A 13,178-nucleotide genomic window follows, 5' to 3' on the forward strand; every position below is an offset into this window, starting at 1 on the left:
CAGCCATGTTTCGAAGCGTTCAATCGGCGCTCGGCAGGCGGCGCATGGTGAATTCGATGCGGTCGCCGTCGAGCGCCCGCCAGCTTTCAACCTCGGTCCAGTAGGCGGCTTTCGGCCAGAGGTCAAACCATTCGCGCGCCTTCCGGCGCGCCTCCGCCCGCTCGAGGCAGAAGGTCTCGCGCACGAAATGGCCCTGCCCGGCGTTCGTCTCGCGCCGGCGGCGCTCGATCTGGCGCCGAAGCCCCTCCATCGGGGGCGGACCGGGAACACGCGCCATGCAGGTTTCCTCCTGGCAGCCTATTCGACAGGTTGAACATAGGCCGCCTCCGGGCGTTTTGCGAGTCCCGCCATCCGGCATTGCCGGCCCGGCGCGGTTGCCAAACGGCGCAAAGTTGGGAACTGTGGCCAAAATGTGATTCGGCGGCGCGGGAGCTGCCGACGGGAAGAACCGAGCGGGAAGCACCATGGAACGCCCTGACCTGCCGAAAGGCCTGCCCGAGGATATCGAAGAGAAGAAGGCCGCGGCCCGCGCTTGGTTCGAGCAGTTGCGCGATGCGATCTGCACGGCCTTCGAGGCGATCGAGGACGACCTGGAAGGCCCGCTTTCCGACCTGCCGGCGGGCCGCTTCGTGGCGAAGGACTGGCTGCGCGAGGGTGGCGAAGGCGGCGGCGGGCGCATGTCGATGATGGAGGGCCGCGTCTTCGAGAAGGTGGGCGTCCACACCTCCACCGTCTTCGGCGAGTTCTCGCCGGAATTCCGCGGCCAGATCCCCGGCGCAAGCGAAGACCCGCGCTTCTGGGCCTCCGGCATCTCGCTGATCGCCCATCCGGTGAACCCCAACGTGCCGGCCGTGCACATGAACACGCGCATGGTCGTCACCACCAGCCGCTGGTTCGGCGGCGGGGCGGACCTGACGCCGGTGCTGGACCGCCGCCGGGTGATGAGCGATCCCGACACGGTGCTCTTCCACAAGGCGATGGAGATCGCCTGCAACCGCCATCCCGTCGCAGACCACGGCCGGTTCAAGGCCTGGTGCGACGAGTATTTCTTCCTGAAGCACCGCAGCGAGCCGCGCGGCACCGGCGGCATCTTCTACGACTGGCAGCATTCGCCCGAGGAGGCGGGCGGCTGGGAGGCGGACTTCGCCTTCACGCAGGATGTCGGCCGCGCCTTCGCCATGGTCTACCCCAAGATCGTGCGGTCCAACTTCAACAAGGGCTGGACGGAGGAGGACCGCGACGAGCAGCTCATCCGCCGCGGCCGCTACGTGGAGTTCAACCTGCTCTACGACCGCGGCACGATCTTCGGCCTGAAGACCGGCGGCAATGTCGAGTCCATCCTCTCGTCCATGCCGCCCGTCGTGCGCTGGCCTTGACGAACGCCATCCCGCTAGCGGCCTTGTGATTACGGCCTGCCGGGCCTTTGTGGTACCATGCGTAAAGCGTGATTCCACCAAGGAGGCAGTCATGGATCATGATGCAGCACGCATGGCTCGCGAGCCGCACTCTGCCGCTCCGCGCGGCGAAGACCTTCCCCATGCCTATTTCATCGAGGAGGCCCGCTGGCGGCGGACCGGCACCCTCCACCACCTTGCAGACAGGCGGGCAAAGCCCGAGGACCTCAGCTCCTCCGCCTGCTTCGACGCCTGGGCGAAGGACGAGGACGCGGCCTGAGAAGGCAGGGAACTTCCCGCGCCGTTTCCCGTTCGAGTTGGCGGAATTTGGCCGATCCGGCCGCTTCTGTTACACTTGTTGCCTTGAAACGACAGGAGATAGGTCATGAGACTTTTTGAATGCGGTTCACTCGTCCCCGGATGCGAATGGCATACGCGGGCCAATGACGACGCCGAAGTCGTCCGCCGCGCGGTCGAGCACATGCGCACCGCCCACGGCGAAACCACCATCCGCGAAAGCATGGTCGACCACATCAAGGAACGCATCGTCGACGAGAAGGCGGCGGACGCGGCCTGACCTCGTGAGGCGCAAGGCCCCTCACCTGCCTGCCGGCATCCTCTCCCCGTAAACGGGGCGAGGAACGCTGGGCTAGCCGTTTTCCTCCTTCTTCCCACGAACACGGACGCCGGAAGGGAAACCAGCGCGGCATCTCCCTTCTCCCCGCTTGCGGGGAGAAGGTGGCGGCAGCCGGATGAGGGGCTACGCTTCCTTCGCCAGTTCCTCCAGCCGCACCAGCAGCCTCGCCCGCTCGTCGCGGAAATTCCCCGCCACCCATTCCTCCTCGATCCTCCCCAGCAAAGCCCCGACCTTCGGCCCGGCCGGAACGCCCGCGGCCAGCACGTCCGCGCCATTCAGCGGGAAAGCCGGCTTCCGCCATTTCCCGGCGCGGGCGAGCAGGCGCTGGCAAAGGCCGGCGAAGGCGAGCGCGTCCGGATCGGCCAGGCTGCGCACCCGCGCGGATGCGAGCGCCAGCTTCAGGCGGAAGGAAAGGCCTTGCGGCCCGTGGCGGTAAAGCAGCCGGTCGAAGGCCGTTTCGGCGAGCTTCGGGGCAATCTGCGGAGCGGACGCCCAATGGTCGAGCACCGCCGCTTCCGCTTTCGAGAGCCGCAACCGTTCGGAAAGGGCCTTCAGCCGCTCGCGGTCCGGCGGCACGATGGCGGCAAGGCGCAGCAAGGGATCCGGCGTCCAGCCGAAGGCCTTCTCCGCCTCGATAAGGCCGGGAATGGCGTCGATGCCCCATTTCTCCGTCTCCGGCAGGACGGCGGTGAGGACGCCCGCCTGCCGCATCCACAGCAGCGCCCGGCCCGGATCGGGCGCGGCGAGCACCTTCTTCGTCTCGGACCAGACGCGCTCGGCCGAGAGTTTCGAAAGCGTCTCCTTCGCCCGCGCGCAGGCCTTGAGCCCTTCCGCGTCCGGCCGGCCGCTGCCGTAGAGCGCGAAGAAGCGGAAGAAGCGCAGGATGCGCAGGTGGTCCTCCGCGATACGCGCGCTCGCATCGCCGATGAAGCGCACCGTGCGGCTCTCGATATCCGGCAGGCCGTTCACGAGGTCGACGACCGTGCCGTCCCTGTCCGCATAGAGTGCGTTGATGGTGAGGTCGCGCCGCTCGGCATCGGCCTGCCAGTCCGTGCCGAAGGCGACCTCGGCGTGGCGGCCGTCCGTCGCAACGTCCCGCCGGAGCGTCGTCACCTCGAAGGGCTTGCCCTCCAGCACCAGCGTCACCGTGCCGTGCGCGATGCCGGTCGGCACGGCCTTGATGCCGGCGGCCTTCGCGCGCTCCACCACCGCCTCGGGCCGGAGCGTCGTCGCGATATCGACATCGGCGACCGGCAGGCCCATCAGGCTGTTGCGCACGGCCCCGCCCGCAACGCGCGCCTCCCCGCCTTCGTCGTTCAGCAGCGCCAGGACGGAAACGAGCGCCGGATCGGTGAACCACGCCTCGCCCGAAACAGAGGTCATGCATAAAGCCTTTCATAGATCACCCGCACGATGCCGGCGGTGATGCCCCAGATATTATGCCCCTCATAGGGCATGCGATAATAATGCCGCTCGCTGCCGAGCCAGACGCCGCTGCCCTGCGCATGGTTGCGCGGGTCCATCAGGAAGGAGAGCGGCACGTCGAAGACCCGCTCCACCTCGGCCGGATTGGGCGAAAGATCGAAGCCCGGCCGCACCACCGCCAGCACCGGCGTGATGGAGAAGCCTGAGAGCGCCTTGTAGTGCGGCAGGCGGGCGACCGGCTCGACGAAATGCCGCGCAAGGCCGATCTCCTCCTCCGCCTCGCGCAGCGCGGCCTCCTCCGCATCCGCATCCTCCGCATCGACCGCCCCGCCCGGAAAGGCGACCTGGCCGGAATGCTTGCGCAGCGCCGCCGTGCGTTGCGTGAAGATGACGCGCGCATCCTCGCCGTCGTCGACGACGGGAACCAGCACGGCCGCATCGCGCAGGTGCATGCCTTCGAGATGGGCAATGGCCGCGGGGTTGAGCAGGCTGTCGCCATGCTCGCGCCAGCTCTCCTCGCCGACGGTCGGCATCTGCGCCATCGCCCGGCGGCGGAATTCGGCGGCGCTGTAGGGGGCAAGGCTCATCGGGACAGCGCATCCAGCTCGGCCGCCGGCATGACCGGGAAGACCATGCCGCCGGAGCGCAGGGCGAACATCTCCACGCCGTCGACCTCGATTGTCTCGCCCAGCGCCACCAGCTCGTACATCACCGCCCGCGAGACGAGCGCCTCCAGCCGGCCGCGCACGAGGAGATAGGGCTTCAGCTCGCTGTTCTCGCCGGAAATGACGAAGCGCAGCGGATGCTCCGGCCCCGCCTCGACCACGTCGCCGACATTGGTGCGGAAGGTGAGCGCCTGCGCCTCGCCCTTTCCGCCCGCATTCATCTCGACGGCAATAAAGGGCGCATCGGCGACGCGGATGCCGACCTTCTCGACGGGCGTGACGAGATAGGTCCGGCCGTCCTCGTCCTTGCGCAGCACCGTGGAAAAGAGTCGCACCAAGGGCGCCCGGCCGATCGGCGTTCCAAGGTAGAACCAGGTGCCGTCGGCACGGATCTCCATGTCGATATCGCCGCAGAACGGCGGGTTCCAGCGCTCGACCGGCGGCAGGCCGCGCCCGCCCGTCTCGGCGCCGGCGCGCGCGATGAGCGCGGCCAGTCCCGCAGCGTCCGTGCTTTCGCGAATTTCGCCCTTTGCCATTGTTCCGTCCCGGTTCAATCCTATCTCCGCGAGAAGAAAGGGTGGATACACGCTTTCTTCCGAGATAGTCATTTCGCGGCCGCTTGTCAGCCACGGGTGAGCCAATAAGGTTTCGATGATAGGAGCGAATGCGGCAAGGCCGCGATTCGCGAAGACGCAGAGTCGCATTGGAGAGCACATGGGCGTTCAGAATTCCCCCGAGGCGAGCCTGGACGAGAAGGCGGTCGTCGCCGCCGCCGAACGGGCGCTCTCCGACATCGCGCGCGTGCGCCAGGAAGTCGCCAAGGTCATTTTCGGCCAGGAAAGCGTGGTGGAGCAGACGCTGCTCGCCGTGCTCTCCGGCGGCCATGCCCTGCTCGTCGGCGTGCCCGGCCTTGCCAAGACCAAGCTGGTGGCGACGCTCGGCACCGTGCTCGGCCTTTCCGCAAGCCGCATCCAGTTCACGCCGGACCTGATGCCCTCCGATATCCTCGGCTCGGAGGTGATGGACCAGGACGAGAACGGCAAGCGCTCCTTCCGCTTCGTGCCCGGCCCGATCTTCACGCAATTGCTGATGGCCGACGAGATCAACCGCGCCTCGCCGCGCACCCAGTCCGCCCTCCTCCAGGCCATGCAGGAATACCACGTCACGGTCGCCGGCCGGCCGAACGACCTGCCGAGGCCCTTCCATGTGCTGGCGACGCAGAACCCGCTGGAGCAGGAAGGCACCTATCCGCTGCCCGAAGCCCAGCTCGACCGCTTCCTGCTGCAGGTCGACGTCGGCTACCCGGACCTTGCCGCCGAGCGGCAGATCCTGCTGGAAACGACGGGCGTCAGTAACGCGGAGGCCGAACCCGTGCTTTCCGCCGCCCGCCTCCAGGAAATCCAGACCCTCATCCGCCAGATGCCGGTGAGCGAGAAGGTGCTCGACGCGATCCTCGCGCTGGTGCGCTCCGCCCGCCCCGGCAACGGCGATGCCGCGACCGACAGGCACGTCGCCTGGGGTCCGGGTCCCCGCGCCGGCCAGGCGATGATGCTCTGCGCAAGGGCCCGCGCGCTCTATGACGGGCGGCTCGCGCCCTCCGTCGACGACGTGCTGGCGCTTGCCGAGCCCGTGCTGCAGCACCGCATGGCGCTGACCTTCGGCGCGCGCGCCGAAGGCATGTCGGTGCGCGACGTCATCGCCGGCCTCGTGCGGCAGGCGGGCGGCTGATCGGAAAAGCCATGGCATCCGTCGGAGAGATCGTCGCACCCACCCCGACCCGTGAGGTGCTCTCGCGGGCGCAGGCGCGCGCCGCCCTCATCCCCGACTGCATGGTGGAGGCCCGCCGCCTCGCCAATACGGTGATCGCCGGCTGGCACGGCCGGCGCAAGCGCGGCATCGGCGAGAATTTCTGGCAGTTCCGCCCCTATGTCGACGGCGAGAGCCTGTCGCGCATCGACTGGCGGCGCTCGGCCCGCGACGACCACACCTATGTGCGCGACCGCGAATGGGAGGCCGCCCATACCATCTGGGTCTGGGCCGACCTTTCGCCCTCGATGATGTATAAATCCACCTTCGCCGGCGTTTCGAAGGAAAGCCGCGCACTCGTCCTCATGCTGGCGCTCGCCGAGATCCTCGCCCGCTCGGGCGAGCGCATCGGCTGCCCAGGCATCATGGAGCCGATCGCCGCGCGCAACGCCGCCGAACGGCTGGCCGCGGCCCTGATGCACAGCCCTTCCACCGGCGGATTGCCCGACACGGGCATGATCCGCGGCAACAGCGACATCGTTTTGATCGGCGATTTCCTCGATCCCGTCGAGAAGGTGATGGACCGCCTCGGCCCGCTCGCCCGCCGCGGCCTCACCGGCCATGTCATCGAGGTCGCCGATCCGGCCGAAGAGCTCTTCCCCTATGCGGGGCGCACCGAGTTCACCGACCCGGAGACCGGCGAGAAGCTGACGGCCGGCCGCGCCGAGACGCTGAAGGACGACTATGCCCGCGCCTATGCCGCGCGCCGCGAGACCCTTGCCGGGTCGCTGCGCCATCTCGGCTGGAGCTTCATCACCCACCGCACCGACCGCCTCGCCTCCGAGGCGCTGGTCGCCGTGCACGCCTATCTCGCCGGCATGCCGGCCCTGAAGGCGGAAGGCGCAAGACCATGAGCGCGTTCGCCTTCGCCTTTCCTGCCGCGCTCGTCGCGCTCGTCCTCCTGCCGGTCATCTGGTGGCTGCTGCGGCTGACGCCGCCGCGCCCGCTCGCGGAGGTCTTCCCGCCCTTCGCCGTCCTCGCCTCCATCCTCAAGCGCGAGGAAACGCCCGCGCAGAGCCCCTGGTGGCTGACGCTGCTGCGCATGCTGATGGCCGCCGCCGTCATCCTCGCCATCGCAAACCCGGTCTTCAACCCGCGCACCAACACGCTTTCCGGCAATGGCCCGCTCGTCCTCGTCCTCGACAACAGCTGGGTGGCGGCGAGCGACTGGCCGCACCGCGTCGAGACCGCCGGCATGCTGATCGACGACGCGGAAAGCCGCGACCTGCCGATCTCGCTGGTCCTGACCGCCGAGCGCCAGCACGACGCCGTGCCGGTGGACGCGGCGACCGCCCGCACCCGCCTTGCCGCCGCCGAGCCGCGCCCGCTGCCGGCGGACAGGGCCGGCGCCGTCGCGGCGCTTGCCACCGCGCTTGCCGGCACAGCGCCGGGCACGCTCGCCTTCATCACCGACGGCGTGGCTGGCGGCGAGAAGGACGACACGGTCGCGGCCCTGCAAGCGCTTTCCCCCGCAGACTTCCGCCTGATCGCCGGCGACGGCGCGCCCGCGCTCGCCGTCACCGCGGCGGCGAACGGCGCGGAAGCGCTCTCCCTCACGCTCACCCGCCTCGACGGCGCCGCGCCGCGAAGCCTGAACCTCACGGCGCACGATACGCGCGGCCGGCCCATCGCCACCGGCACCGCGACCTTCGCCGCGGGCGAGCGGGCGGCGACCGGCACGATCACGGCCCCCTTCGAGCTGCGCAACGACTTCGCCCGCATCACCGTCGACGGTCTTGCCAATGCCGGCGGCACCTATCTCCTCGACGACGGCTTCCGCCGCCGCCGGGTCGCCTTCCTCTCCGGCGACGTAGTGGATGCGAGCCAGCCGCTGCTCTCCCCGCTCCACTACATCAACCGCGCGCTCGCCCCCTATGCCGACCTCATCGAGCCGAGCGTCGCCGACCTGTCCGTCGCCATTCCCGAACTCCTCGACCAGAACCCGTCCGTGCTGATCATGGCCGATATCGGCCGCCTGCCGGAGGAGGCGCAGGACAAGGTGAAGCGCTGGATCGAGGCGGGCGGCATGCTGGTGCGCTTCGCCGGGCCGCGCCTTGCCGCCGCGCCCGCCGACGACCCGCTGGTGCCCGTCCTCCTGCGCAAGGGCGAACGCGCGCTCGGCGGCGCGCTCTCCTGGTCCGAGCCGCAGCCGCTCTCCGCCTATCCGGCAAACAGCCCCTTCTTCGGCATGCGCGCGCCGGAAGGCATCCTCGTCAAGCGCCAGGTGCTTGCCGAGCCGACGCCGGACCTTGCCGAACGCACCTGGGCGAGCCTTGCCGACGGCACGCCGCTGGTGACGACCGGGCCGCTCGACGCCGGCCGCATCGTGCTCTTCCATGTCAGCGCGGAGACCGGCTGGTCCAACCTGCCGCTCTCGGGCGATTTCGTGGAAATGCTTCGCCGCACCGTGCAGCTTTCGCGCGGCGGCGGCGCCTCGGCCAAGGCCGCCGACGCCCAGGGCCTGCCGCCCTACCGCCTGATGACAGCCAGCGGCACGCTCGCCGCCGCCACGGGCGAGGCCAAGCCCCTTGCCGCCGCCGGCAGCGGCAAGATCGCGACCTACGACAACCCACCCGGCCTCTACGGCACGGAGGACGGCTACGTCGCCCACAACCTCTTGCCCGCCGGCTACACGATCCGCCCGCTGCCGGTCCCCGAGGGCGCTTCGCTTGTCCGCGAGCCGCTGGCCGGCAAGGAGACCTGGTCGGCGAAGCCGCACCTCCTTACCCTCGCCGCCCTGCTGCTGCTCGTGGATTGCGCCGTGGTGCTCTTCATGGGCGGGGCCTTCGCCCTTTCCCGCCGCCTGCCGAAGCGCAGCGCCGCCGCCCTGCTGATGGTGCTTGCGGCGGGCGCGCTCCTCGCCGTTCCTGGCCAGAGCCGCGCGGACGACGCCAAGCCCGGCGACGAGGACATCCTGTCGCGGCTCGACACGACGCATCTTGCCTATGTCGTCACCGGCGAGACCGATGTGGACCGCATTTCCGAACGCGGCCTTGCAGGCCTCACGGAATTCCTCACCTACCGCACGACGCTGGAGCCCGGCGAACCGGTCGGCGTCGATATCGCGAGCGACGAGCTCGCCTTCTACCCGATCATCTACTGGCCGGTGAGCGCCACGGCCGCAATGCCTTCCAGCGCCGCGATCAGCCGCATCGACGCCTATATGAGGAGCGGCGGCACCGTGCTCTTCGACACGCGCGACCAGTACGCAACGCTCGACGGCAGCTCCACCAGCCCGAACACCGAGCGCCTGCAGGCGATCCTCGCCAATCTCGACATTCCGCCGCTGGAGCCCGTGCCGGCGGACCATGTGCTGACCAAGGCCTTCTACCTGCTTGCCGATTTCCCCGGCCGCTATGCCGGAAGCCCGCTCTGGGTGGAGGCGCAACTGGACCGCAAGGAAGATCCCTCCCGCCCGGCGCGCGCGGGCGACGGCGTCTCGCCCATCATGATCACCGGCAACGACTTTGCCGGCGCCTGGGCGATCGATGCCAGCGGCGCGCCGCTGCTGCCGACCGTGCCGGCGGACGAAACGCAGCGCGAACACGCCTTCCGCGCCGGCGTCAACATCATGATGTACATGCTCACCGGCAACTACAAGGCGGACCAGGTGCACGTTCCCGCCCTCCTCGAACGGCTGGGGCAGTAGAATGACGCTCCAGTTCGCCCCCTTCCTGCCCTGGATCGCCATCGCCGCCATCGGCCTTGCGGCCCTCGTGCTGGCCGGCATCGGCCTGTGGCGGGGCCTACGCGGCGCCGTCATCCGCACCCTCGCGCTTGCCCTCCTCGTGCTGGCGCTCGCCAATCCCGTCGTCATGCAGGAGGACCGCGAAGCGCTTTCCACGGTCGTGCCGGTCATCGTCGACCGCAGCCAGAGCCAGGAGAGCGGGGAACGCACGGCCGAGACGGATGCCGCGCTGGAAGGCCTCAAGGAGCGCTTCTCGCACTATCCGCGCATCGAGCCGCGCATCGTGGAAGCCGGCGACGACGGCACCTCCGACACCCCCTCGACACGCCTCTTCGACGCCCTCAATTCCGCCATCGCCGACGTGCCGCGCTCGCGCGTCGGCGGGGCGATCTTCATCACCGACGGCCAGGTGCACGACATTCCCGCGCCCTCCGCCTTCTCCAGCTTCGACGCGCCCGTCCATGCGCTCATCACCGGCCGGCCGGACGAGTTCGACCGGCGCATCGAGGTCGTGAGCGCGCCGCGCTTCGGCATCGTCGGCGAGCCGCAGGAGCTGAAGTTCCGCGTGGTCGACGACGGCGCCGGCCCCGGCGAGACGGCCCGCGTGACGGTGCGTCTCAACGGCAACGAGATCGCGACGGAAACGGTCGAGCCCGGCACCGACATGCCGCTCGACTTCACCGTGCCGCGCGGCGGCAACAATATCCTGCAATTCGAGGTCGCGCCGCTCGAGGGCGAGATCACCACGGCGAACAACCGCGCCATCCATGTCATCGAGGGCATCCGCGAGAACCTGCGCGTGCTGCTCGTCTCGGGCGAGCCGCATGCCGGCGAGCGGGCCTGGCGCAACCTCCTTAAGTCGGACACCGCCATCGACCTCGTCCACTTCACCATCCTGCGCCCGCCGGAAAAGCAGGACGGCACGCCGATCAACGAGCTCTCGCTCATCGCCTTCCCGACGCGCGAACTCTTCGTCGACAAGATCAACGAATTCGACCTCATCATCTTCGACCGCTACCAGCACCGCGGCGTGCTGCCGATCCTCTACTACGACAACATCGCGCAGTACGTGGAGAACGGCGGCGCGCTGCTGATCGCCGCGGGGCCGGAGCATGCGGGCGCCGATTCCATCGCCGGAACGCCGCTCTCGGCCGTGCTGCCGGCAAGCCCGACCGGCACGATGAACGTCGCGCCCTTCTATCCGCGCCTGTCCGAGCAGGGCCGCAAGCATCCCGTCACCCGCGGCCTCGAAGGGGCGAACGACGAGCCGCCGCACTGGGGCCGCTGGTTCCGCACCGTCGACGTCGACCGGCCGCAGGGCAATGTCGTGATGGAGGCCAACGACGGCAAGCCGCTGCTGGTGCTGAACCGCGCAGGCAAGGGGCGCGTCGCCATGCTGCTCTCCGACCAGGGCTGGCTCTGGGCGCGCGGCTTCGAGGGCGGCGGCCCGCATGTCTCGCTCTACCGGCGCACGGCCCACTGGCTGATGCAGGAACCGGCGCTGGAAGAGGAGGCGCTGACGGCCCGCGCCTTCGGCCGCACGCTCCGGATCGACCGCCAGACGATCGGCGACGCACCGGGCGAAGCCACGCTGAAGCTGCCCTCCGGCAAGACGCAGTCCGTCGCGCTCAAGGAGGCCGAACCCGGCCTCTACCGCGCCGAGGTGCCGACGAGCGAAACCGGCCTTTACGAGGTCACCAACGGCGACCTCAGCGCCCTTGTCCATGTCGGGGCGGTGGACGCGCCGGAATTCAAGGCGACGATCTCGACGACCGAGACCTTGAAGCCGCTCGCCGAGGCTACCCGCGGCACGGTGCGCCGGCTTATCGGCGAGAACGGCAAGGCGCTCACCCTGCCGCCGCTGCTGCCGGTCTCGGGCGCGGTGCGCACCGCCGACGAGAACCGCCTGTCGCTGCGCATGACGGACGAGACGGTGCTGAAGGGCATCGATTCGCTGCCGCTCTTCGCCGGCTTCGGCGGCATCGGCCTCCTGCTCCTCGCCTTCTCGGCCATGTGGTACCGCGAAGGGCGTTGACCGCGATTTCCCGTTTCGGCTAGTCTTGCCGCACGGCCGGAGGCGGCCGGCAGACCCGCGCCTTTCCAGGCATGGCGAACGCCTCCCCTAAAACCTTATCCCCCGTTCATCGTGGGCGAAGGCGTCGGCAATGCGGGCACTGACGAAGGCTTCGCCGCAACGGAAGGAACGGACATGCGCGATTTTCGCGATGCCAAGCTCATGGCGAAAGCCATGCGGGAGGCGCTCGCCGCCCGCAACCTCGAATTTTCCCACAGCGAAGCGCTCGAGATCGTCGCCCGCCAGTTCGGCGTGGAGACCTGGAACGTCCTGTCCTCGAAAATAGAAGCGAAACCGCCGGAGACCGGCATCGCCTTCGAGCAGGCGGTGCCCATCGTGCGCATCTTCGACGTGGCGAAGGCGCAGGAATTCTACCTCGGCTTCCTCGGCTTTTCCGTCGATTGGGAGCACCGCTACGGCGAGAACTTCCCGCTCTACACGCAGGTCTCCCGCGCGGGCCTGCGCCTGCACCTTTCCGAGCACGCGGGCGATGCCACGCCCGGCGGCAACATGGTCGTCTACATGAAGGGCATCCGCGCCTTCCAGAAGGAACTGATCGGCAAGGACTACCGCTACATGAAGCCCGGGCTGGAGGACGAAGGCTCACGGCTGGAGGTGACGGTGACCGACCCGTTCCAGAACCGTATCCGGTTCATGGAATTGAAGGACTGAAGGTCTTTCAAGCTGCCCCTCATCCGGCTGCCGCCACCTTCTCCCCGCAAGCGGGGCGAAGGGGACGCCGAACCGTTTTCCTCAAGCAACGACTGTTCGTGGAGCACGTCCCCTCTCCCCGCTTGCGGGGAGAGGGTTGGGTGAGGGGCAAAGCCACATCTCAAAAGGGGAACTATTGCCCGTCCGCCGCATCGTCCCGCCAGGCGATCACGCCCTTCAGCCGCTCATGCGTATCTTCCGCAAAGGGCATGACGAGCACCCGCGCCGGATCGACAGGTCCCGGAAAGGCGAGCGCGTTCCAGGTGACCTTCTCGAAGCCGAGCGGGCCGTAATAAGGCGGGTCGCCGACCAGCACGACGGCCTCCGAGCCCTTGCGTTTCGCGGCGGCGCAGGCGATGCGCAGGAGCTCGCGGCCGATGCCCCGGTTCTTGTGCGAGGGCCGGACGGCGAGCGGGCCGAGCAGATGCGCCTTCACATCGCCCGCCATCACCGGCGTCATGCGCACGGAGGCGATGGTCTCGCCGTCATCGGTGCAGACGAAGGAAAGCGACAGGTCGTGCGGGCCCTGCTCGCGGATGCGGGCGGCAGCGCGCACATGCCGGCCGGGGCCGAAGGCTTCCTCGTTGATGAGTTCGATGGCGGCGTCGTGGGAGGTATCTTCCGTCAGGTAGACGATATCGTGCTTGAGCATGTTCATGGATCGGGGAACCGGATACGAAGCTGTGGATGCGGGTTATCGCGCCGCCGCCGAGGGGGCGCAGCCTGAAGCATCAGCGTCGTCGTGGGGTTCCCGTATAAAACATGAAGGCCGTCTTCC

At 68.9% G+C, this 13,178-nt stretch carries 13 protein-coding genes; 8 read left to right on the forward strand and 5 right to left on the reverse strand.

Going from position 1 to position 13,178, the window contains the following annotated elements; genetic code table 11:
- Positions 1 to 19: 19 nt before the first annotated feature.
- Positions 20 to 277, reverse strand: coding sequence for a hypothetical protein (locus ACZ5TO_RS11345; protein WP_464798155.1), 258 nt, complete (start codon positions 275 to 277; stop codon positions 20 to 22).
- Positions 278 to 464: 187 nt separating this feature from the next.
- Between ACZ5TO_RS11345 and hemF the strand changes: the two genes are divergently transcribed.
- From hemF to ACZ5TO_RS11360, 3 genes are all read left to right on the forward strand, one after another.
- Positions 465 to 1,376 (forward strand): oxygen-dependent coproporphyrinogen oxidase, encoded by a 912-nt coding sequence (hemF, locus tag ACZ5TO_RS11350; protein ID WP_464798156.1) that lies wholly within the window; start codon positions 465 to 467, stop codon positions 1,374 to 1,376.
- Between the two features lie 91 nt (positions 1,377 to 1,467).
- On the forward strand, positions 1,468 to 1,674 hold the full coding sequence (locus tag ACZ5TO_RS11355) for a hypothetical protein (protein WP_464798157.1): 207 nt from the start codon (positions 1,468 to 1,470) through the stop codon (positions 1,672 to 1,674).
- A gap of 105 nt (positions 1,675 to 1,779) precedes the next feature.
- On the forward strand, positions 1,780 to 1,971 hold the full coding sequence (locus ACZ5TO_RS11360) for a DUF1059 domain-containing protein (RefSeq protein WP_184143495.1): 192 nt from the start codon (positions 1,780 to 1,782) through the stop codon (positions 1,969 to 1,971).
- A gap of 183 nt (positions 1,972 to 2,154) precedes the next feature.
- On the opposite strand, the gene ACZ5TO_RS11365 is transcribed toward ACZ5TO_RS11360, so the two are convergent.
- From ACZ5TO_RS11365 to ACZ5TO_RS11375, 3 genes are read right to left on the reverse strand one after another with little or no spacing between them, the layout of a single operon-like run.
- Positions 2,155 to 3,414, reverse strand: coding sequence for a CCA tRNA nucleotidyltransferase (locus tag ACZ5TO_RS11365; RefSeq protein WP_464798158.1), 1,260 nt, complete (start codon positions 3,412 to 3,414; stop codon positions 2,155 to 2,157).
- Positions 3,411 to 4,043, reverse strand: coding sequence for a CoA pyrophosphatase (locus ACZ5TO_RS11370; RefSeq protein WP_184143499.1), 633 nt, complete (start codon positions 4,041 to 4,043; stop codon positions 3,411 to 3,413). Before ACZ5TO_RS11370 ends, ACZ5TO_RS11365 begins: the two co-directional genes overlap by 4 nt.
- Positions 4,040 to 4,657 (reverse strand): DUF1285 domain-containing protein, encoded by a 618-nt coding sequence (locus ACZ5TO_RS11375; protein ID WP_464798159.1) that lies wholly within the window; start codon positions 4,655 to 4,657, stop codon positions 4,040 to 4,042. The genes ACZ5TO_RS11370 and ACZ5TO_RS11375 overlap by 4 nt, the downstream gene beginning before the upstream one ends.
- A gap of 178 nt (positions 4,658 to 4,835) precedes the next feature.
- Between ACZ5TO_RS11375 and ACZ5TO_RS11380 the strand changes: the two genes are divergently transcribed.
- The 5 genes from ACZ5TO_RS11380 (at position 4,836) to ACZ5TO_RS11400 (ending at position 12,361) form a co-directional block, all read left to right on the forward strand.
- Complete coding sequence (locus ACZ5TO_RS11380) at positions 4,836 to 5,849, forward strand: AAA family ATPase (RefSeq protein WP_464798160.1); 1,014 nt, start codon at positions 4,836 to 4,838, stop codon at positions 5,847 to 5,849.
- Positions 5,850 to 5,860: 11 nt separating this feature from the next.
- Complete coding sequence (locus ACZ5TO_RS11385; protein ID WP_464798161.1) at positions 5,861 to 6,781, forward strand: DUF58 domain-containing protein; 921 nt, start codon at positions 5,861 to 5,863, stop codon at positions 6,779 to 6,781.
- On the forward strand, positions 6,778 to 9,576 hold the full coding sequence (locus tag ACZ5TO_RS11390) for a DUF4159 domain-containing protein (protein WP_464798162.1): 2,799 nt from the start codon (positions 6,778 to 6,780) through the stop codon (positions 9,574 to 9,576). The genes ACZ5TO_RS11385 and ACZ5TO_RS11390 overlap by 4 nt, the downstream gene beginning before the upstream one ends.
- Position 9,577: 1 nt before the next feature.
- Positions 9,578 to 11,650: a hypothetical protein gene (locus ACZ5TO_RS11395; RefSeq protein WP_464798163.1), complete on the forward strand. Its 2,073-nt coding sequence runs from the start codon at positions 9,578 to 9,580 to the stop codon at positions 11,648 to 11,650.
- Positions 11,651 to 11,824: 174 nt separating this feature from the next.
- Positions 11,825 to 12,361: a glyoxalase superfamily protein gene (locus tag ACZ5TO_RS11400; RefSeq protein WP_464798164.1), complete on the forward strand. Its 537-nt coding sequence runs from the start codon at positions 11,825 to 11,827 to the stop codon at positions 12,359 to 12,361.
- 172 nt (positions 12,362 to 12,533) lie between these two features.
- On the opposite strand, the gene ACZ5TO_RS11405 is transcribed toward ACZ5TO_RS11400, so the two are convergent.
- Complete coding sequence (locus ACZ5TO_RS11405; RefSeq protein ID WP_464798165.1) at positions 12,534 to 13,058, reverse strand: GNAT family N-acetyltransferase; 525 nt, start codon at positions 13,056 to 13,058, stop codon at positions 12,534 to 12,536.
- Positions 13,059 to 13,178: the final 120 nt, after the last annotated feature.

It is taken from the genome of Shinella sp. Sh6 (assembly GCF_055392685.1).

Excerpts from the sequence above, each read along its gene's own strand:
- ACZ5TO_RS11385 (WP_464798161.1), top strand. The coding sequence starts at position 5,861 with ATGGCATCCGTCGGAGAGATCGTCGCACCCACCCCGACCCGTGAGGTG.
- ACZ5TO_RS11405 (WP_464798165.1), bottom strand. The coding sequence starts at position 13,058 with ATGAACATGCTCAAGCACGATATCGTCTACCTGACGGAAGATACCTCC.
- ACZ5TO_RS11395 (WP_464798163.1), top strand. The coding sequence starts at position 9,578 with ATGACGCTCCAGTTCGCCCCCTTCCTGCCCTGGATCGCCATCGCCGCC.
- ACZ5TO_RS11355 (WP_464798157.1), top strand. The coding sequence starts at position 1,468 with ATGGATCATGATGCAGCACGCATGGCTCGCGAGCCGCACTCTGCCGCT.
- ACZ5TO_RS11390 (WP_464798162.1), top strand. The coding sequence starts at position 6,778 with ATGAGCGCGTTCGCCTTCGCCTTTCCTGCCGCGCTCGTCGCGCTCGTC.
- ACZ5TO_RS11365 (WP_464798158.1), bottom strand. The coding sequence starts at position 3,414 with ATGACCTCTGTTTCGGGCGAGGCGTGGTTCACCGATCCGGCGCTCGTT.
- ACZ5TO_RS11380 (WP_464798160.1), top strand. The coding sequence starts at position 4,836 with ATGGGCGTTCAGAATTCCCCCGAGGCGAGCCTGGACGAGAAGGCGGTC.
- ACZ5TO_RS11400 (WP_464798164.1), top strand. The coding sequence starts at position 11,825 with ATGCGCGATTTTCGCGATGCCAAGCTCATGGCGAAAGCCATGCGGGAG.
- ACZ5TO_RS11375 (WP_464798159.1), bottom strand. The coding sequence starts at position 4,657 with ATGGCAAAGGGCGAAATTCGCGAAAGCACGGACGCTGCGGGACTGGCC.
- ACZ5TO_RS11345 (WP_464798155.1), bottom strand. The coding sequence starts at position 277 with ATGGCGCGTGTTCCCGGTCCGCCCCCGATGGAGGGGCTTCGGCGCCAG.
- ACZ5TO_RS11360 (WP_184143495.1), top strand. The coding sequence starts at position 1,780 with ATGAGACTTTTTGAATGCGGTTCACTCGTCCCCGGATGCGAATGGCAT.
- hemF (WP_464798156.1), top strand. The coding sequence starts at position 465 with ATGGAACGCCCTGACCTGCCGAAAGGCCTGCCCGAGGATATCGAAGAG.
- ACZ5TO_RS11370 (WP_184143499.1), bottom strand. The coding sequence starts at position 4,043 with ATGAGCCTTGCCCCCTACAGCGCCGCCGAATTCCGCCGCCGGGCGATG.